The organism is Microvirga terrestris (assembly GCF_015694425.1).
Classification (GTDB): domain Bacteria; phylum Pseudomonadota; class Alphaproteobacteria; order Rhizobiales; family Beijerinckiaceae; genus Microvirga; species Microvirga terrestris.
This window is the reverse complement of the sequence record NZ_JADQDN010000001.1, coordinates 796756-816241: the sequence shown is the minus strand read 5'-3', so window position 1 is coordinate 816241 and position 19486 is coordinate 796756. Positions and strand designations below refer to the sequence as shown.

Sequence of the window (19486 nt, the reverse complement as noted above, 5' to 3'; positions counted from 1 at the left end):
GGTGATGACGTAAAGTTTGAAGCTGGCTCTGCAAGATCAGTTCTGCAGGAACATTTCCTGGTCCGGCTCAGTCGGCACCCGGCTCGCGACCGGGATCGCGTTGCCGAGACCGTCCTTGTTGTAGATGTCGTCGCGGAACTGCACGAGGCCGTCCGGGGTCGCCCAGGCGGTGACGTAGATCCAGTGGATCGGAACGGCCTGGGCCAGGCGGGCGTCGATGCGCTCGCCGGACCGGAAGGTCGCGTCGATCTGCTCACGGCTCCAGCCGGGGGTGTCCTTCAACAGCCACTCGATATAGTCGCGCACGTTCTGGATACGGATGCAGCCGGAGGAGACGAAGCGGAAGTCGTCGCCGAAGATGCCCTTGGAGGGCGTGTCGTGCATGTAGACGCCGTGCGGGTTCGGGATGTTGATGCGCACGAACCCCATGGAGTTCAGGTCGCCGCCCGGATCCTGGCGGAAGCGGTAGCGGGTCGCCTCGTCGGAGAACCAGTTGATCTGGCTGGAGGGAACCTCCTGGCCGGCCGCATTGAAGATGCGGATCTTGTTCTCGCTCAGGTAGTTCGGCTCCTTCTGCATCTTCGGGATGAGGTCCTTTTTGACCACCGAGGCAGGAGCCGTCCAGAACGGGTTGAAGTTGACCTCGACCACCTTCGAGTTCAGCAGAGGCGACTGGCGGTCGATCTTGCCGACGCCGGCCGCGTGGCGGGTGTGAACGACGCCACCCTCCACCGTCTCCACGAGAGCCGCGGGAATGTTCGCGACCGCATAGCGGTTGGTGAGCCCGGTGCCGACGAGGCTGCGCAGGCGGGCGACGTTGATCTCGAGCTGACGGATGCGCAGGTCGACCGGCACGTTCATGGCGACCACGGTCGGGCCCGTCATGGTGCCCGTGGAACTGATGCCGTGGCGGGCCTGGAAGCGGCGGACGGCCGACTCGACGTAGGAATCGTAGATGGGCGATTCGCCGGCGGCCTGATCGAGGTCGCCCGTGACGATGAGACGCTGGCGCAGGGCCACGACAGCCGGGCTCTTGGAGCCGACGCGCAGGCCCTGGGCGCCCTGCACGGGCTGCCAGCCGCCGCGGGCGGCGATGTTGCGGTAATACTCGATCATCTGCTCGGTGGCGGCGAGCGACTCGGCCGAGAGCATGGGGGTCGACGTCCGCTGGACGCGGGTGCGGGAGACCGCCTCGTAATTCTGCGACCACTCGGCCTGGTTCTGGGCAAATTGCTGCGCCAGGGCTCCGGTGGCCGGCGTGAAGATCAGGGCGAGCGATCCAGTCAGAAGGGTACGGCGAGACAACATGAGCGCAGGCTCTTCCCGGTTAGGTGTGGTCATGGCGGGAGTGACGGACAGACGCCGGCTCCCCCTCTCCTGGCGATAAGTGCCGGGATAGGATTAAAGAACGGTATCGAAAACGAGGAACATCGGGGCCGTTTTATGGCAATCCGGCTGATGGGCCGCTCCTCGCGCTTCGGAACCTCTCTTCAGGGCGATGTAACCTTGAACTGTTGTCTTGAGGATACACTTCTACGTGAGGAGCTTGGCTGCGGGCTTCGCCTTTGGCGACGGGTCAGTGCCCTTCCCGGGCCGCCAGCCAGGAAATGCCCAGGTAGACAGCCATGAGCGTGAGGAAGAACGTCACGGTCATCACGCCGCTGGCGAGGATCCCGGGGAAAAAGGCCGCCAGGATCAGGTGGCTCATGAGGGCGAGAAGCCACATGATTCCACCCCAGGTGCTCGCCATCCAGAGGCCCACGGCGGCGATCAGGTCAATTAGGGCGAAGTAGATGGTGGTGGCCTGGTAGCCCATGGAGCGTGCCTCGAACTGGCCGACCGGGGTCCAGATCCCGAGGATCACCGCCCAGGCGCTCAGGCCCTTCATGATCCAGAGAATGGCCAGGATGCGCATGAAGCAGGTGAGCACGAAGCTCCAGCGCATGAAGCCCTGGGGTGCGGGCCGCTCCTCGATCCGGTCCGAAAGGTACTCCCGTGCCGCGTGGCTGGACGGCTGGCTGCCTCTGTGGGGCATCAGGCGGTCTCCAACTCGTGCGACCCGAGGTCTGCGAAATGATGCTCGATCGCGGCCCTGTCCACCTGCTCAAGGGAGGCAGGCTGCCAGCGTGGCTGGTTGTCCTTGTCGATGATGACCGCCCGGACGCCCTCGCGGAAGTCATGGCCGTCGCCGATGCGGGACACGATGCGGAACTCGACCTTCATGGCCTCCTCGAAATCGAGGGAGGCGCCCCGGCGCACCTGCTCGAAGGCGAGGTTCATGCTCGTCGGCGACTTGGTGCGCATGCCGGCGGCCGTCCTGGCGGCGAAGTCCGAACCTCTTGCGGCAGCCTCGTCGAGGCGCTGCAGGATGGCGGCGACACTGCCGGCCGAGAAACAGGAATCGATCTCGGCCCTGTGAGCTTCCAGCGGCGCCGGGCCGGGATCGACGGCGGCTCGGGCCACCGCTTCGTCCGCCGGCTCGCCGGCGATGAGCGCCTGGCGCAATGCCGGAATACCCGCGCTTGCGACCGAGTGCGTCGCAAGCTCCAGCATGACCGCATCGGCCCGCTTCACCCGCTCCCCGGTAAGGGCAAGATACATGCCCGTCTCTCCGGGCAGGCGCGGCAGGGCGTAGGTGGCGCCCACATCCGGGAAGAAGCCGATGCCCACCTCAGGCATGGCGAAGAGGTAGCGCTCGCCTGCTACCCGGTGCGAGCCGTGCAGGGAAACGCCGACGCCCCCGCCCATGACGATGCCGTCGATGAGGGCGATGTAGGGCTTCGGGTAGCGCTTGATGCGGATGTTGAGCTGGTATTCCTCGCGCCAGAAAGCGAGCGCCTCCTCACGTTTTCCGGCCCTCAGATCTTCGGTGAGCTGCCGGATGTCGCCGCCGGCGCAGAAGGCCTTCTCGCCGGCGGCCTGAACCACGACCCGCGTGACGGCGGGATCTTTCTCCCACGCATCGAGCGCCCGGCGCATCTCGCGGACCATGGCGAGGTTGAGGGCATTGAGCGCCTTGGGACGGTTGAGCGTGATGAGCCCGGCCTCCCCCTGCTTCTCGCAGACGACTTCGACGCTCTCGTCCATGGACCACTCCTTCATCTCGTGCGGCTTAAAACAAGGCCGGGGCCGGCCGTCAATGCATGGCTGGGTTGAGGCCAATCTTCCATGGATCCTGCGGAACTGCGACCTCGAACCCTTTTTTAGAGCGATTTAAATGTGCTAACCCTCTCGAAAGCCGCCGGCGCAGCGAAGCCGGGGTCGGATGAGGATCCATGTCGAAGCTGTCGCCGTTCCGCCGCCCCTCCCCGGAGGAAGCCCAATCGTCTTCCTTAAGCCTGTCCCATCGCCTCCGGCGCAACCGCAAGGCCGAGTGGGCGCGGAGGCTGGTGCGCGAGAACGTGCTCACGGCAAACGACCTGATCTGGCCGATCTTCATTGTCGAGGGCGCAAGCGGCCGCACACCGGTCGCCTCCATGCCAGGCGTAGAGCGCCTCACCATCGGAGAGGCCGTGCGGGAAGCCGAGCGGGCGGCATCGCTCGACATCCCGGCGATCGCGCTGTTTCCGTATACAGACCCGTCCTTACGCGATCCGACCGGATCTGAGTCGCTCAACAGCCGCAACCTCGTCTGCCGGGCTGTGCGCGAGATCAAGAAGGCGGTGCCAAACATCGGCATCATCTGCGACGTGGCCCTCGATCCCTATACCAGCCACGGCCATGACGGCGTGCTGGAGGGCGAGCGGATCCTCAACGACGAGACGGTGGCCCTGCTGGTGCGGCAGGCCCTGCTCCAGGCCGAGGCCGGAGCCGACATCATCGCGCCCTCCGACATGATGGACGGCCGCGTCGCGTCGATCCGCGAAGGCCTCGACGGGGCTGGGTTCCAAGACGTGCAGATCATGGCCTATGCGGCCAAATACGCCTCGGCCTTCTACGGCCCGTTCCGCGATGCCATCGGCACCAGCGCTTGCCTCGTGGGCGACAAGCGCACGTACCAGATGGATCCGGCCAATTCCGACGAGGCCATGCGCGAGGTCGCCCTCGACCTCGAGGAAGGCGCCGACATGATCATGGTCAAGCCCGGCATGCCCTATCTCGACATTGTGCGCCGGGCCAAGGACACCTTCGCGGTCCCGACCTTCGCCTACCAAGTCTCCGGCGAGTATGCCATGATCCAGGCCGCGGCCGCGAATGGCTGGATCGACGGGGAGCGGGCGATGATGGAGAGCCTTCTGGCCTTCAAGCGTGCAGGCGCAGACGGCATTCTCACCTACTTCGCCCCGCAGGTCGCCGAGAAGCTGAAGAGCCAGGGCTGAGCGGCACCGACAATTCAGGCTCCCACATGTCAGGCTCAGGACTCGTCAAGGTGCGGCGGCTCGCCGTCCTCTTGTGGAGTCTGAGCCTCTTATCCGCCTGCGGCATCACCATCGATGCGGAGCAGGCGCGGGTCTGCCGCTTGACCTTGCCGGCGCTCAATCCCGGCGCGGTCATCGCCGTAGAGCGGGTGCGCGCGGGGCCGGTCGCGCGAAGCCTGCGGATCGACTACATCGCCCAGTATCCCGACCGACCGATGCTGGAGCGCTTCGCCATCTGCCAGTTCGCCGCCGAGGGGCTTTCACCCAACAAGGCGGAGCTGACGGGCTTGGGCACCGAAGAAGGCCCGCTCTCCGGCGCCAGTCTCTACATGCTCAAGCGCTACTACCTCGACACGCCGGAAGGCGCAGCGGGCGATCCCGGCAGTCGCGTCGATGCGGATGTGATTGAGGTCCCGATGGCGGCCGCCTATTGGCTGCAGCAGATCCTCGTGAGCCTGCCGCGAACCGCCATCTATGCCCTGCTATCGACCGCGTTCGCTCTGGTGTTCGGCTTGAGCGGACGGATCAATCTTGCCTTCGGGGAGCTTGCCGCCATCGGGTCGGCGGCCACCATCGCCGGGGCTTCCGTCGTTCTGGCCTCGGGCGCCAGCGCGCCCGTGCTCGGGCTGGCGGCAGGCCTTGTCGCCGCGCTCTTCGCCGGTGCAATCCACAGCGCGGTCGGCGGATATTTCACCATCGGCCGCATCACCGCCGAGAGCACCCAGCCGAGCCTCATCGCGACAGTCGGCCTGTCGCTGTTCCTCATGGAGTACCTGCGGATCGTGCAGAGCCCCGTGACCGTGTGGCTGCCGCCGATCTGGTCCGAGGCTTGGCCGCTTGCCCGTACACAGGAATTTCTTGTCAGCCTCACGCCGATCACGGCCATCACGGCCGGCATCGGCCTGATCGCGGCACTTGGCCTCCTCTGGCTTGTCCAGGCAACGAGCTTTGGACGGGCTTGGCGGGCCTATGCGGATGATGCGAAAGCGGCAGCCCTCATGGGCGTGAACGGACCCCGCCTGCTCATCCAGACTCTGGCGCTGGCTGGCGCTATGGCGGGGCTCTCGGGTATGCTGATCGTGGCGCAATATGGCGGCCTCGGCTTCGCGGGAGGCTTCCAGTACGGCCTCAAGGCGCTGATCGCCGCCATCATCGGAGGGATTGGCTCCATCCCGGGCGCGATGTTAGGAGGTTTCGCCGTGGGCTTGTTCGAGACCCTGTGGTCGGCGTATCTGCCCATCGAGGTGCGCGACATGGCGCTTTACGCGGCGCTCGTCGTGTTCCTGATCTTCCGGCCCGGCGGCATGCTGGGTTTCAAGGATCCGACGCCAAGGCCTGTATAAAAGCGTATAATAACTCTCCGGAGGAGTTTGTGGCCAACTACGCCATCACCATCGACGATGTGACCCGTGCTGCGGAGACGATCCGGGGCCAGGTGCTGCGCACGCCGCTCGTTCCCGCCCCTCGCCTGTCGCAGCTCACCGGCGCCACGGTCTGCGTCAAGCACGAGAACATGCAGCCGACCGGCTCCTTCAAGGAGCGCGGCGCGGTGACGAAGCTGGAAAGTCTCAAACCCTACGAGCGCACCCGCGGGGTCATCGCCATGTCGGCCGGCAACCACGCCCAGGCCGTGGCTTATCACGCCCGGCGCCTCGGCATCCCGGCCACCATCGTCATGCCGGAGGGTACGCCCCTGGTGAAGGCGGAGAACACCCGCTCCTACGGGGCCAAGGTTATCCTCTTCGGCGAAACGCTCTATGAGGCCGCCGCCCGCGCCCGCGAGATCGCCGAGGCCGAGAGCCTCGTCTTCGTGCATCCCTATGACGACCCGAAAGTGATGGCCGGCCAGGGCACCATCGGCCTGGAAATGCTGGAGGATGCACCCGATCTCGACCAGATCATCGTGCCCATCGGCGGCGGCGGGCTCATCTCGGGCATCACGGTGGCCGTGAAGGCGCTCAAGCCCAGCATCGAAATCATCGGCGTGGAGGCTGCCCTCTACCCCTCCTTCCGCAATGCCATCCTGGGCCAGAACCAGCCCATCGGCGGCGCGACGCTGGCTGAAGGCATTGCGGTGAAGACCGTCGGGCAGCTGCCCCTGCCCGTTGTGCGCGATCTCGTGTCCGACATCATCGCCGTCGAGGAACCCCTGATCGAACGCGCCGTCAACGCCTACGCCACCCTGCAGCGGACCATGGCGGAAGGCGCGGGCGCGGCCGGGCTCGCCGCGATGATGGCGCAGCCGGAACGCTTCGAGGGCAAGCGGGTCGGCCTCGTGCTCTGCGGCGGCAACATCGACGCCCGGATCCTCGCATCCGTCATGGTGCGCGAGCTGGAACGGGACGACCGCATCACCTCGTTCCGCATCACCTCCAATGACAGGCCGGGCCTGCTGGGGCGCGTGGCGAGCCTGCTTGGCCAGCTCGGGGCCAATATCCTGGAGGTGTCGCACGGCCGCCTGTTCCTGGACGTGCCGGCGAAGGGCGTTTCCATCGACATCACTATCGAAACGCGCGACAGACAACATACATTGGAGGTGTTCGAGGCTCTGGCGGCCGAGGGACTCGCTCCGCAACGGATCGTCTCCCGAAGCCTGCCCGCGACCGCCTTCTGAGGAGAAACCCATGGTCAACCGCCCCTACCCGCCGACCCTGAACTACCCGTCCTACGAGGTCGACCGGGTGACGGAGGGCGTCATCAGCCGACGCTTCTGGGCCTATTTGATCGACCTCGTCGTGATCGCCCTCTGGGTCGTGCTGATCTCCATCGGCATTTTCTTCCTCGGCATCATCACGCTCGGCCTCGGCTGGGGGCTGTTCTTCGCACTGCCGCTCACGGCGCTGATCTTCATCGTCTACAACGCGGTGACCATCGGCGGTGCCGCCCAGGCGACGGTGGGCATGCGCTACATGGGCCTGCGCGTGATCGACCCGCGCACCGGCCGGGGCCCGTCCCCGCTGTCGGCCGCCGTGCACGCGCTGTTCTTCTACGTGGCGATCTCAACCTTCCTGCTCTGGGCCTGCGACGTGTTCGTCGGCTTCGTCCGCGACGACCGGCGCTTCATCCGCGACCTGCTCACGGGCATGATGGTGGTCAGGGCGTAAGGTATTGCGGTTGTCATTCCCGGCTGCAGCGAAGCGGAGGGGACGGGAATTCACCCATATGCTCGACGCTATGGATCCCCTTCCCGCACTTCGTACGCCGGGGATGACATCGAGGAGCGGGTTTCGAAAACACACCCCTGTGACAACCGATCTCTTTTCCTGGACGTACGGGACACCAATGTTATCCTTCAAGCGTTGATGAAGCGCTCAAGGTTTCTCCACAAGGCTTTCCCGATTGACGAGCCAACCCCGCGACGCCCCGCAGTTCTACCTCACCTCCCCGTCCGCATGTCCTTACCTGCCGGGCAAGGAGGAGCGGAAGGTCTTCACGCATATCGTGGGACGGCGCGGGCGGGAGCTGAATGAAATCCTCACGCAAGGGGGTTTCCGCCGGTCGCAGACCATCGCCTACCGGCCCGCTTGCGACACCTGCCGGGCCTGCGTGTCGGTGCGGGTTCTCGTGGAAGAGTTCGAGCCCTCGGGCAATCTCAAGCGCGTGCTGAAGGACAACGCCGACCTCATCGGCAACGCCCTGCCCAACCGTCCCACCTCAGAGCAGTATTCCCTGTTCCGCCACTACGTCGACAACCGCCACGCGGATGGCGGCATGGCCGACATGACGGTGCTCGATTATTCCATGATGATCGAGGACAGCCATGTGGACACCAAGCTCATCGAGTATCGCCGGCGCGGCATCGACAGCGGCATCACCGGCAAGGGCTCGGGCGATCTGATCGCCGTCTGCCTAACCGACGAGATGAGCGACGGCCTCTCCATGGTCTATTCGTTCTACGCTCCGGAGATGCAGCACCGCAGCCTCGGCACCTTCATGATCCTCGACCACATCCGCCGCGCCAGGGCGATGGGCCTGCCGTATCTCTATCTCGGCTACTGGGTCGAGGGCTCGAAGAAGATGGGCTACAAGGCCCGATTCAAGCCTCAGGAGCGGCTGCTGGCGAACGGTTGGGCGCGGGTGGAGTGACTCGAGCTGAGGCGCGAGGTCATCAGACTTGGGATCTCGTTCGCCGCAGGAGGGGCATGGCCGCGAAGATAAGCTGAGCGCCAAGTCCAACGAGCGCGCTGGCCGATCCGTAGGTGGCGAGATGCTCAGCCGGCGTGCGGCCGAAGGCGAGCACCGAGACGCCGAGTTCCGCGAGCATCAGAAGACTAAAGGCGACCCCGCCGATGGCGAGACGCGTTTCCAAGCTAAGCCCGACGCGAAGCCGCCGCAGAACCCAGCCGCATGCGATCCACGACGCCGTCAACATGATCGGCAGCTCAACCAGCACCGCCTCTGTCTCTCCCAGGCGCGGAGCGATCATCAGGACGCGGGCGGCGCCAAGGATGAAACCGAGTGCGAAGATGACGGCAAAGTAGAGAGCCCCTGCTGCGATGGCCCGCATGCTGATTCCTCATTCAGATAAAAAGAAACCCTCCCGCTGATGGGGAGGGTTTCGACAGGAAGCGGGAAGCGCGTCACTCCCCGAACTTGTTCGACTTCGGGAAGCCCTTCGGAGGCAACCTGCCGGCTTCCGTCCGGTCGCCCATCCAGTCGCGCAGGTCCTCCTTGGCCACCGTCCAGGTGCGGCCGGAGGTGTCCTTCCAGGTCAGGCCTTCCTTCAGCTTGAAGACCTTGGCGTCGGAGACGCCGCCGTCCTTGTAACGCTGGAGGCGCACGCCCTTGCCGCGGGTCATCTCCGGCACCTGCTTCGACGGGAAGATCAGAAGCTTGCGGTTCTCGCCGATGATCGCGACGTGGTCGCCCTCAGCCTCGGTGCAGACCACCATCTTGGCGGGCACATCGAGGTTGAGGATCTGCTTGCCCTTGCGGGTGTTCGCCGTGATCTCGTCCGTCGGCACGATGAAGCCGCGGCCGTCGGTGCCCGCGACGAGCAGTTTCGAGCCGGCACGGTATGGGAAGGCCGCAATGAAGTCGGCGCCCTCCTCCAGATCGACCATGAGACGGATCGGATCGCCGAAGCCGCGGCCGCCGGGGAGCTTGGAGGCTTCCAGCGTGAAGAAGCGGCCATTGTCCGCCGCCACCACGATCTTGGACGTTGTCTCGGCGAAGAAGGCCGTCTTCAGGGCATCGTCGCCCTTGAACTGCACGGCGGAGAGATCGGCCTGATGGCCCTTCATGGCGCGGATCCAGCCCTTCTCGGACACGATGACCGTGATCGGCTCGCGCTCGATCATGGCCTCCGCGAAGTCGATGTCGGAGGTGTCCGGCGCCTCGGCGAAGGTGGTGCGGCGCTTGCCCAGGGCGGTATCGGGACCAAAGGTCTTGCGCACCTCCTTGATCTCGGCCGAGATCGTCTTCCACTGCACCTTCTCGGAGCCGAGCAGCTCCTCGATCTTGGCCTTCTCGTCCTGCAGGTTCTTCTGCTCGCGCTTGAGCTCCATCTCCTCGAGCTTGCGCAAGGAGCGCAGGCGCGTATCGAGGATGGCGTTGGCCTGCACCTCAGTGAGCTTGAAGACGCGCATCAGCTCCTGCTTCGGCTCGTCCTCCTCGCGGATGATTTTAATCACCCGGTCGAGGTCTAGATATACGATGAGGAGGCCGCCCAGGATTTCCAAACGCCTGTCGATGGCGGCCAAGCGGAAGCCCGAACGGCGGATCAGCACCTCGCGACGATGGTCGAGCCATTCGCGCAGGCATTCGGCGAGGCTCAGGACCTTCGGCACCTTGCCGCCGGCGAGCACGTTCACGTTCATCGGAACCCGGCTCTCGAGCTCGGTAAGCTTGAACAGCGATTCCATCAGGATGATCGGATCGACCGTCTTGGCGCGGGGCTCGAGAACGACGCGGATGTCTTCCGCCGATTCATCGCGCACGTCGGCCAGAAGCGGCAGCTTCTTTTCCTGCAGCAGCTCGGCGATCTTCTCGATCAGGCGCGACTTCGGCACGGAGTAAGGGATTTCGGTGACGACGATCTGCCAGTTGCCGCGGCCGAGATCCTCCTTGGCCCAGCGGGCGCGCACGCGGAACGAGCCGCGGCCCGTGCGGTAGGTCTCGGCCATGGCGGCCGGCGTGTCGACGATGATGCCGCCGGTGGGCAGGTCCGGTCCCGGCACGTACTGCATCAGCTGTTCGGACGTGGCGGTCGGCTTCGCGATCAGGTGCAGGGCCGCGTCGCAGAGTTCGGCGGCGTTGTGCGGCGGGATCGAGGTCGCCATGCCGACCGCGATGCCCTGCGAGCCGTTGGCCAGCAGGTTCGGGAAGGCAGCCGGCAGCACCACCGGCTCCTCGTTGGCCTGATCGTAGGTCTCGCGGAAATCGACTGAATCCTCGTCGATACCCTCGAGCAGCAGGCGCGCCACTTCCGTCATGCGCGCTTCGGTGTAGCGCATGGCGGCGGCGCCATCGCCGTCGATGTTGCCGAAATTGCCCTGCCCGTCCGCCAGCGGATAGCGCTGGGCGAAGTCCTGCGCCATGCGCACCAGGGCCTCGTAGATCGACTGGTCGCCGTGCGGGTGGAACTGACCCATCACGTCGCCGACGATGCGGGCGCATTTCTTCGGCGCCGACTTCGGATCGAGCCTCAGGAGCCGCATGGCGTGCAGTATGCGCCGGTGGACCGGCTTCAACCCATCGCGTGCATCCGGCAACGCCCGGTGCATGATGGTCGAGAGCGCATAGGCGAGATAGCGCTCTTCCAGGGCGTCCTTGAGATTGATGTTCTCGATCTCGCCCCCTGACGGCGGATTGACCGGCTTACCCATAACTCGAAATCCTTAACTGCGAATCGCTTCTTACCATTTGAAAAGAGAACATAACAGAAACAAACCTCATTCGTCCTCAGCCGTGACCAGTGCGACGAAACGCGCCCGCTCGTCCGGGGCCCGCTGCCCCTGAGGGCCGAAGACGTTCTGATGCAGGAAGAAGTCGGTGAGCGCAAATCCGGCCCGGATGTCCTCTTCCCTGGGCCGATTCTCTCGGGTCTGGCCGATCAGGAAGCCCGGCAGCTTAAGCAGCCGGTCCTTGTAAGGCTCACCGGCCTCGGCCGACACGGCCCGCCCGCTCCGGGGCGACACGTAGGTCAGGTCGCGCTCCGTCCCGGTAGCGGCGCAGCTGGTGAGATCGAGGCCGAAACCGAGCTCGGTCAGCATGGCGAGCTCGAAGCGCACGAACAAAGCCGGAGCGAGATCGGGGTCGTCCAGGTGATCGACCAGAACAGTGAGCGTCTCGAAGAGGGCGAAATGCGGGTCGCGCTCCGGGAAGTAGCGCAGAAGATGGGCGAGCGTCGACAGCCCGTAGAGCGCCATCGACGACCCCATCAGCCGTGCGGCGCGCAGGTTCAGTCCTTCCACCTGATAGGTGCCCAGATGCTCATCGAGCCGAGCACGCCAAGTCGCCTGCACGGTGTTTCCGGGTTGGAGAACCGCCTGAAGGGTCTTGGAGCGCCCACCATGAACCAGTCCCATGTGCCGGCCGTGCTCGCGCGTCATCAGCTCGAGAATGATGCTCGACTCGCCGTGCTTGCGGGCGCCGAGAACGACGCCTTCGTCAGTCCAATGCATCGGACGCGGTGGCCCTCGAAAAGATATCTGCCGGATCTCTTATGTAAGCATTCAGGGGGCATTCAGCCATGGTCTTCAACCATATCCGGCAACTTCTAATATTCTGTTGCAGAAGCGGAATTCGCCCGGAGGGGAACCAAACCTCCCCCTTCACATTGTCGAACACCCTAGTGTGTCTAGTGATGAATTGAGGATCATGAAACTCTCCAATCTGTTTCTTGCGAGCACCGCCCTTCCCCTGATGCTGCTGCCGGCGAACGTGTCGGCGCTCCAGCCGGAAGCCACAGCACCCATTGTCGTCGCTCAGGCCGGACCGAGCGCCCAGGAAGAACTCCCACCCGGCGCACGCCCGAGGCGGCAGGGCCAGCAGGACGGCGACGGACCCCGTCGTGGCGGCCAAGGCCAGGAGCGCAGGCAGGGCGGCCAGGATGCCGGCGGCCCCGGCGCCTCCGAAGATGCAGGCCCGCGAGGGCCGCGAGGCGCAGGCCCGGCGGAACGTGGTGGGCCCGATGGGCCGCGCGGCTCTCGCGCAACCGATTCCGAGGATTCCCCGCCCCCGCGCCGCGGCGCGGCACAACCCGCCGAGCGGCCGACGCCGCCCTCTGGCACAGTACCGGCTACCCCTGCGCGCCCTGCAGAGCAGACGCCGTCAGAACGCCCCCGGCCTTCCGCCGAGACACCCGAACGACCAGCTCGCCCGGCTGCCCAGGAGCGTGAGCGTCCGCGACCGCCGGCACCTGCCGCCGGAACACCGCCGAGCACGCCCGCTCCGGCGGCTCAGCCCGCCACACCTCCGGCTCCAGCCCAACAGCGGCCTGCCGCAGGTGCGCCCCGACCAACCGATGCGGAGCGACCGGCCCGGCCAGGTGATACGGAGCGACCGGACCGCCAGCGCGCCCGTGACCAGCGTCCTAGCCAGGACGCACCCACTACGACCACAGCCCCGACGGCTCCCGCACCTTCGGCACCAACGGCCGCCCCTGCGGCACCCGCTGTTCCGACACCTGCTCCGGCGTCCGCGCCAACGGCTCCGGCAACGCGGACCCAGCCCGCTCCGACAGCTCCCGCGGCTCCTGCTCCCGAAACGCGAGCCCAGCCCACGGCACCGGCCCAAACGGCACCTCAGCAGGCGGCTCCCGCCACGACCCAGCCGCTCGATGCGTCCCGCGTCCGCATCGAGGATCTGCGCCGCGAGCGGCGGGAACGTCGTGAGGGCGGCCGGGTGATCATCGAGGAGCCGGGCAACCGCACGATCGTTCGCCAAGGCAATGAGGTGATCATCCGCAGCGATGAGACCGAACGCTTCCGCCGGACCTATCGAGACGCCGATATCCGCGTGGAGCGGCGCGGCGGCAACGAGGAGGTCACGATCGTGCGCCGCCCTGACGGCTCCGAGATCCTGACCGTGCGCGATGAGGACGGAAACCTGATCCGCCGCGTGCGGCGCGAGCCCGCAGGACGTGAGGTCGTGCTAATCGAGAATCGCCGCAGCGGTATCGAGCGCCGCCCCGGCTACGGCTATATGGAGGAGGAGGTCGTCCGCCTGCCGCCCCCGAACGTGCGTATCCCGCGCGAGCGCTACATCGTCGAGACGGAGCGCGCCTCGCGGGCCGACATCGTCGAGGCCTTTACGGCACCGCCGGTGGAGAGGGTCGAGCGGGCTTATACCCTCGACGAGATCCGCCGCAGCCAGCCGCTGCGCCAGCGCATGCCACGGGTCGACCTCGACACGATCACCTTCGAGTTCGGATCCTGGGAGTTGCCCCCGGATCAGATCGACCAGTTGCGAGTGATTGCCGAGGGCCTGCGTGAGGCGATCTCCCGCAACCCGAACGAGATCTTCCTCGTCGAGGGCCACACCGATGCGGTCGGGGCGGATGAGGACAACCTAACTCTCTCCGATCGGCGTGCGGAAACCATCGCCACGATCCTCACGCAGCGCTTCCAGATCCCGGCCGAGAACCTGACCACCCAGGGCTACGGCGAGCAGTATCTGAAGGTGACGACAGAGGCCCCCGAGCAGCAGAACCGTCGCGTGACCCTGCGCCGGATCACCCCGCTGCTGCAGGGCCAGAACCAGCAGCAATAACACCGAAATACCGGGAGGGTCCCCACTCTCCCGGTTTTCGTTTCAACATTCTCACTCGGGCAGGCCTGCCTGCCGCAGCCCCTCCGCAAACCGGCTCATTGCCTCCATGCTGAAGGCCAACGCCTGGACAATGTCAGCGAGCCGGATTCCGGGATAGCTTTTCACCAACTCGTCGACGCTTTCCCGAGCCTTATCTAAGTCTCCCGCGAGGGCATAGGCGGGCGCGAGGGTGCGATGGATCCAGGCGGTCCTGGGCTTGCTCGTAAGCGCCTTTTCCTGCCATTGCGCAGCAAGATCGTAGCGCCGCGCGATGAAGTGGGCGCAGCCGATGCCAATCTCGCAATTGAACGCCATCGGATCGAACGGGCTCAGGCGGAGGGACCGTTCGAAATGCTCGATCGCGACCTCCGGGTCGTCCTGATAGTTGTGCAGCCACCCGCTGCGGTTCCAGGCCCAGGCCGAGTTCGGATCCAGCGACAGCGCACGCTCAAGCATCGATGTGGCGCGCTGGAATTCCCGCGTGATCGTCAGGGCGGCACCGAGCACCGTGAGGATGAAGGGATCTTCGTAGGCCAAGGCCGCTGCGGCTTGCGCCTGGCGGAGGGTCTCGCGCTTGTCCTCCTGAAGGTTCTTCGACCAGTTGTAGACGACCCGCTGACCCCGGCACCAAGCGGCCAGGGCCATGGCGAGCGTATAACCCGGGTCTAGGAGAAGCGCCTTGTCCAGGAGCCGGGCCGCCTCCTTGTTTGCCTCGTATTCCAGGGCCCAGACATAGGGGAGCGCACGCATCACGAGGTCGTAGGCATCGAGATTTTCAGGTCGCTTGCGCCTGGCCCGCTCGATCTCGGCCGTTCGGATCGATGGCTGGATCGACCCCACGACACTGGCCGTGATCTGATCCTGAAGGTCGAATACATCCTCGACGACGCCGTCGTAATGCTCGGCCCAGAGATGCATTCCGGTGCTCGCATCGACCAGCTGCGCCGTGATCCGAATCCTCGGACCCGAGCGCCTGACGCTGCCCTCCAGCACATAGCGGACGCCGAGTTCCCGGCCGATCTGCTCGACGCTGATGGAGCGGCCCTTATACGCAAAGGTCGAGTTCCGCGCGATGACGAAGAACGACTTGAAGCGCGACAGGGCTGCGATGATGTCTTCGACGATGCCGTCGGCGAAATATTCTTGCTCTGGTTCCTTACTGATATTGACGAAAGGCAGAACGGCGATGGAGGGTCCTTCCGGATGAGAACCGGAGGGCCGGCGCTCTGGCGAGCGTTGCATCGTGTCCATTCCTTCCAAGAGGCAGAAGACCCTGATCGGCTGCCCGATGTTCTTGAAACGCTGCTCTCCGCGATCCTCGAACGCATAGGAAAGCTTGCCCTTCACCTCCTCGTAGACTTTTCCCGAAAGGCAGATGCCGCCCGGCAGCGCCATCTTCTGCAATCTGGCGGCAACGTTCACGCCATCGCCAAAAATGTCGCCATCGTCCTCGACCATGATGTCGCCGAGATTGATGCCGACGCGGAGTTGAAGGGGCTTGGCATCAGCCTTGCCTTGAGGACTGGCAACCGCTTCTTGAAGTTCGACAGCACAGCGCACCGCATCCACAGGGCTTGCAAACTCGATCAGGAATCCATCCCCGATCGTCTTCACCAGCCGCCCATGATGGGACTTAATCCGAGGTTCGATGACCTGGCGCCGAAGGTCTCTGAGGCGGCTGAGCGTCCCTTCCTCGTCCCTGAACATGAGATCGGAATAGCCTACCACGTCCGCGGCAAGCACGGCTGCAAGACGTCTTTGCGCCGTGTGATCAGAAGGGCTGTTCATGGCCTCTCCAGGACGTCGACGCTGATACCGCTGGAACGCAACGTCAGGAAGGCTGAGTCCGGGGTCGAACCGGCTTTCCCTCACCTCCCAGGATAAAGCCCTGAGGGTCATCTGGTTGCGTCCTGAACGTGCATGAATCCATGTAAATCAAAGGTTTTTATGATCGTTGTCGCTTCGTTAAGGTTTCCGGGTGACGCTTGGTTAAGCACGAAGAGAATGGAAGCCCGGCAATGTTTGGTATTCTGCGGCGCTCTCCGGAAGCAGATGCCCTGAACGAGGCGGTTCAGGTCCCATCGGAGGAAACGCCCCCGGCCTCCCGCGAAAGCCGCCTCGACACCGAGGTGGTGGACTCGCTTGAGGCGGATGTTCTGAAAGCCATCGAGGGCGTCACACGGGCCATCGCTGTCGCGGCATCCGACGTGGCCGCCGTGGAGAAGGATCTGGCCGAGATCCGTAGCCATGCCGGCGAGCTGGCCTCATCGGGCAAAGCCGCATCGGCCGAGAGCCTTGCGCTGGCATCGTCGACCGAGGAGCTCGCCGTTACATCGGCTGAGATCGGCCGCTCGATGGAGCATGCGAGCGCACGGATCGACAGTGCGATCCAGGCCGCCCAGAAGGCCAGCGACCTGATCATCCAATTGTCCACTGCTACGGCGGAAATCGTCGGCATCGTGGATACGATCTCGGCAGTGGCGCGCCAGACGAACCTGCTGGCGCTGAACGCCACCATCGAGGCGGCGCGCGCCGGCGAGGCCGGGAAGGGCTTCGCCGTGGTGGCGAGCGAGGTGAAGGTGCTGTCCACCCAGACCGGCAAAGCCGCCGACGACATCCGCCTTCGGATCGACCGCCTGCGCGAGACGGCCCAGGCCTCGACCGGCGCCGTGACGGAAGTAGTGGAGGCGGTCCAGGGCGTCCGCCCCGTCTTCGACACGGTGCGCGGGGCCGTCGGGGAGCAGAATTCCGCCATCAGCGAGGCGTCACGCCTTGCCGGCGTGACCTCCGCCAGCGTCGCTAAGGTGAGCGAGCGTGCGGGTGACGTGGACTCCATCTCCCTCAGCGCGAGCGCCAGGGCCCATGAGGCCGATCAGGCCACCCGGAAGGCGGACGGGCTGGCAAAGGCCCTCGGACAGCGTTTCGTCACCGTCATCCGCCAAAGCGAGATCGGCGACAGGCGCCGGGCGGACCGGTTTCCGGTCGAACGCGCGGCGACTTTGTGGATCTCTCAGCGGAGCGCCTCCTCGCGGCTGATCGACGTCAGCGCCGGTGGGCTTCTCATGGCCGTGGTTGCGAGCCTTGATGCAAGACCCGGCCTGCCGGTGGAGATCGACGTCCAGCACCTCGGCCGTGTCACCGCCACGATCGTCGCGCTCAGCCCTATGGGCATCCATTGCTGCTTCGACAGGCTCAACGATGAAGCCCGCATCCGCATCGACAGCTTCGTGGCGCAGGTGGAGGCAAGCTACCGGCCGCGCATCCTGCTGGCGCAGGAAACCGCCCGTCAGGTGGAGACATTGATCGAGCAGGCCGTTGCGGACGGCCGGGTCTCGCGGGACGATGTCTTCGACACCGATTATCGGCCCATCTCAGGCACTGACCCGGTTCAGTACGGCACGGCCTATCTACCTGTCTTCGAGAAGCTCTTGCCCACCGTCATTGAGACAGTGCTGGCCACGGACTCGACGATGGCCTTCTGCCTCGCCATCGACCGCAATGGCTATATCCCGGTTCACAACCGGATCTACTCTCAAGCCCAGCGGGCTGGCGATCCGGTGTGGAACGCCGGAAATGCCCGCAACAAGAGGATCTTCGACGACCGTGCCGGCATTACGGCGGCACGGTCCACGCGGCCCTTCATCGTGCAGGCCTATGCCCGCGACATGGGCGGCGGGAAGATCGTGATGATGCAGGAGGTGGACGCGCCGATCCGCGTGCTCGGCCGCCACTGGGGCGGCTTGCGGACGGCGTACCGCGCCTAGCCTCCCCGCGGGAACTCCAGGCCCATCTCGCGGTAGCGCTCGGGATCGTCGCTCCAGTTCTCGCGCACCTTCACGAAGAGGAACAGGTGCACGGGCGTCTCGGCGATCTCGGCAATCTCCCGGCGGGCTGCCTGGCCGATGGCCTTGATGGTCTGGCCGCCCTTGCCGAGCACGATCTTGCGCTGACTGTCGCGCTCCACGAACACGGTCTGCTCGATACGCACCGACCCGTCGGGGCGCACCTGCCACTGATCGGTCTCGACGGTCGACTCGTAGGGCAGTTCCTCGTGCAGGCGCTCGTAGATCTTCTCGCGGGTGATCTCGGCTGCCAGCATGCGCAGGGGCGCGTCTGAAATCTGGTCTTCCGGATAGAGCCATGGCCCTTCCGGCATCATCTGCGCGAGCTGGCGCTTCATGGTCTCGATGCCGTCGCCCTTGAGGGCCGAGATCATGAAGGTGTGGGCGAACGGCACCTGCTCGTTGAGCTTGGCGGCCATCTCAAGAAGTCTCGAACGCTCGATCAGATCGATCTTGTTGAGGATCAGGACCTTTTGACGTTTCAGTTCGGACAGCTTGGCGAGGATCGCCTCGGCCTCTTCGTCGATGCCCTTGCGCACGTCGAGCAGGAGGGCGATCACGTCCGCGTCTCCTGCTCCGCCCCAGGCCGAGGTGACCATGGCTCGGTCGAGACGGCGCTTCGGCTTGAAGATGCCGGGTGTGTCGACGAACACGATCTGCGCCTCGCCCTCGATGGCGATGCCGCGCACCAGCGCCCTTGTGGTCTGCACCTTGCGCGATACGATGGACACCTTGGAGCCGACGAGCGAGTTCAGCAGCGTCGACTTGCCGGCATTCGGGGCCCCGATGAGAGCAACGAAACCGGCCTTTGTGGTGGTTTGCTCAGGCTGTTCCATGCTCTTCCTCCGTCCAGACGCCCTCTCTCAAGAGAAGGCTCCGCGCCGCCGCCTGTTCCGCGATCCGCTTCGATGTTCCCTGACCGAACTCATTCTCGGCGCCCTTGACCTTCACCACCACCCGGAACCTAGGTGCATGGTCCGGCCCGGTCTGCTCCACGATCGAGTAGGTCGGCGGCGGCAAGCCTCTCCCTTGCGCCCATTCCTGCAGGGCGCTCTTGGGATCGCGCAACGGACGGCGGGGCGCCTCGAGGAGCGGCTGGAACGCGCGCTCGACCACGCTGCTGGCGGCCTCGTAGCCGCCATCCATGAACACGGCTCCGATGATCGCCTCGCACACATCCGCCAGGATCGTCTGGTTGCGGCGCTCGCCCGCATGGGCCTCGCCGGCGCCGAGCTTGAGATAAGGCCCGACGTCCCACGAGATCGCGATCTCGGCGCAGCTCTCGCGCCGCACCAGTTCCGCCAGACGCCGGGACAATTCGCCCTCGGGCGCACCCGGAAATGTGCGGAAGAGCAGGTCTGCGATGGCGAGACCGAGCACCCGATCCCCAAGGAATTCCAGTCTCTGATAGCTTTGTCCGTCCGCCTTGGGGGCACTGACATGGGTCAGCGCTTCATCCAGGAGCTGAGGTATCTCAAAGCGGTAGCCGAGCTTGTTCAGAAGCTCATCGAGGTTCGGCTTGCGGCGTGCCAC

16 protein-coding genes are annotated in these 19486 nt (G+C 65.3%); 7 read left to right on the top strand and 9 right to left on the bottom strand.

Annotated elements, in window-relative coordinates; genetic code table 11:
* Positions 1 to 36: 36 nt before the first annotated feature.
* From I2H36_RS03775 to I2H36_RS03765, 3 genes are all read right to left on the bottom strand, one after another.
* Positions 37 to 1308 carry a L,D-transpeptidase family protein gene (locus tag I2H36_RS03775; protein WP_196262502.1) on the bottom strand — a complete coding sequence of 424 codons (1272 nt, stop codon included), beginning with the start codon at positions 1306 to 1308 and terminating at the stop codon, positions 37 to 39.
* 268 nt (positions 1309 to 1576) lie between these two features.
* Positions 1577 to 2035, bottom strand: a complete 459-nt coding sequence (locus I2H36_RS03770) for a DUF6163 family protein (protein ID WP_196262501.1) — start codon at positions 2033 to 2035, stop codon at positions 1577 to 1579.
* Positions 2035 to 3087 (bottom strand): enoyl-CoA hydratase/isomerase family protein, encoded by a 1053-nt coding sequence (locus I2H36_RS03765; RefSeq protein WP_196262500.1) that lies wholly within the window; start codon positions 3085 to 3087, stop codon positions 2035 to 2037. The genes I2H36_RS03770 and I2H36_RS03765 overlap by 1 nt, the downstream gene beginning before the upstream one ends.
* Positions 3088 to 3275: 188 nt before the next feature.
* On the opposite strand from I2H36_RS03765, the gene hemB reads away from it, so the two are divergent.
* From hemB to I2H36_RS03740, 5 genes are all read left to right on the top strand, one after another.
* The gene (gene hemB / locus I2H36_RS03760) at positions 3276 to 4319 is read left to right on the top strand and encodes a porphobilinogen synthase (protein ID WP_196262499.1); all 1044 of its coding nucleotides are present in this window, start codon (positions 3276 to 3278) and stop codon (positions 4317 to 4319) included.
* Positions 4320 to 4345: 26 nt separating this feature from the next.
* A complete protein-coding gene (locus I2H36_RS03755; RefSeq protein WP_196262498.1) occupies positions 4346 to 5701 on the top strand; it encodes a branched-chain amino acid ABC transporter permease in 1356 nt (451 codons plus the stop codon).
* A 29-nt stretch (positions 5702 to 5730) separates the two neighbouring features.
* Positions 5731 to 6972, top strand: coding sequence for a threonine ammonia-lyase (locus I2H36_RS03750; RefSeq protein ID WP_196262497.1), 1242 nt, complete (start codon positions 5731 to 5733; stop codon positions 6970 to 6972).
* Positions 6973 to 6982: 10 nt separating this feature from the next.
* Complete coding sequence (locus I2H36_RS03745; protein ID WP_196262496.1) at positions 6983 to 7462, top strand: RDD family protein; 480 nt, start codon at positions 6983 to 6985, stop codon at positions 7460 to 7462.
* A 235-nt stretch (positions 7463 to 7697) separates the two neighbouring features.
* Positions 7698 to 8444, top strand: a complete 747-nt coding sequence (locus tag I2H36_RS03740; RefSeq protein ID WP_196262495.1) for an arginyltransferase — start codon at positions 7698 to 7700, stop codon at positions 8442 to 8444.
* Positions 8445 to 8466: 22 nt separating this feature from the next.
* Here I2H36_RS03740 and I2H36_RS03735 read toward each other — a convergent pair whose 3' ends face one another.
* The 3 genes from I2H36_RS03735 to recO all read right to left on the bottom strand — a co-directional run bounded on the left by I2H36_RS03735 (position 8467) and on the right by recO (position 11983).
* Positions 8467 to 8865 (bottom strand): hypothetical protein, encoded by a 399-nt coding sequence (locus tag I2H36_RS03735; RefSeq protein WP_196262494.1) that lies wholly within the window; start codon positions 8863 to 8865, stop codon positions 8467 to 8469.
* A gap of 73 nt (positions 8866 to 8938) precedes the next feature.
* On the bottom strand, positions 8939 to 11185 hold the full coding sequence (gene parC, locus I2H36_RS03730; RefSeq protein ID WP_196262493.1) for a DNA topoisomerase IV subunit A: 2247 nt from the start codon (positions 11183 to 11185) through the stop codon (positions 8939 to 8941).
* A gap of 66 nt (positions 11186 to 11251) precedes the next feature.
* Positions 11252 to 11983, bottom strand: coding sequence for a DNA repair protein RecO (gene recO, locus I2H36_RS03725; RefSeq protein ID WP_196262492.1), 732 nt, complete (start codon positions 11981 to 11983; stop codon positions 11252 to 11254).
* 196 nt (positions 11984 to 12179) lie between these two features.
* On the opposite strand from recO, the gene I2H36_RS03720 reads away from it, so the two are divergent.
* Positions 12180 to 14072: an OmpA family protein gene (locus I2H36_RS03720; RefSeq protein WP_210330902.1), complete on the top strand. Its 1893-nt coding sequence runs from the start codon at positions 12180 to 12182 to the stop codon at positions 14070 to 14072.
* A 51-nt stretch (positions 14073 to 14123) separates the two neighbouring features.
* On the opposite strand, the gene I2H36_RS03715 is transcribed toward I2H36_RS03720, so the two are convergent.
* Positions 14124 to 15899, bottom strand: coding sequence for an adenylate/guanylate cyclase domain-containing protein (locus I2H36_RS03715; protein ID WP_196262491.1), 1776 nt, complete (start codon positions 15897 to 15899; stop codon positions 14124 to 14126).
* Positions 15900 to 16129: 230 nt separating this feature from the next.
* On the opposite strand from I2H36_RS03715, the gene I2H36_RS03710 reads away from it, so the two are divergent.
* Positions 16130 to 17875, top strand: coding sequence for a methyl-accepting chemotaxis protein (locus I2H36_RS03710; RefSeq protein ID WP_196262490.1), 1746 nt, complete (start codon positions 16130 to 16132; stop codon positions 17873 to 17875).
* Here the strand turns inward: I2H36_RS03710 and era are convergent.
* On the bottom strand, positions 17872 to 18789 hold the full coding sequence (gene era / locus I2H36_RS03705) for a GTPase Era (protein WP_196262489.1): 918 nt from the start codon (positions 18787 to 18789) through the stop codon (positions 17872 to 17874). The two genes, I2H36_RS03710 and era, sit on opposite strands and share 4 nt — an antisense overlap.
* Positions 18776 to 19486 (bottom strand): ribonuclease III, encoded by a 711-nt coding sequence (rnc, locus tag I2H36_RS03700; protein WP_196262488.1) that lies wholly within the window; start codon positions 19484 to 19486, stop codon positions 18776 to 18778. Before rnc ends, era begins: the two co-directional genes overlap by 14 nt.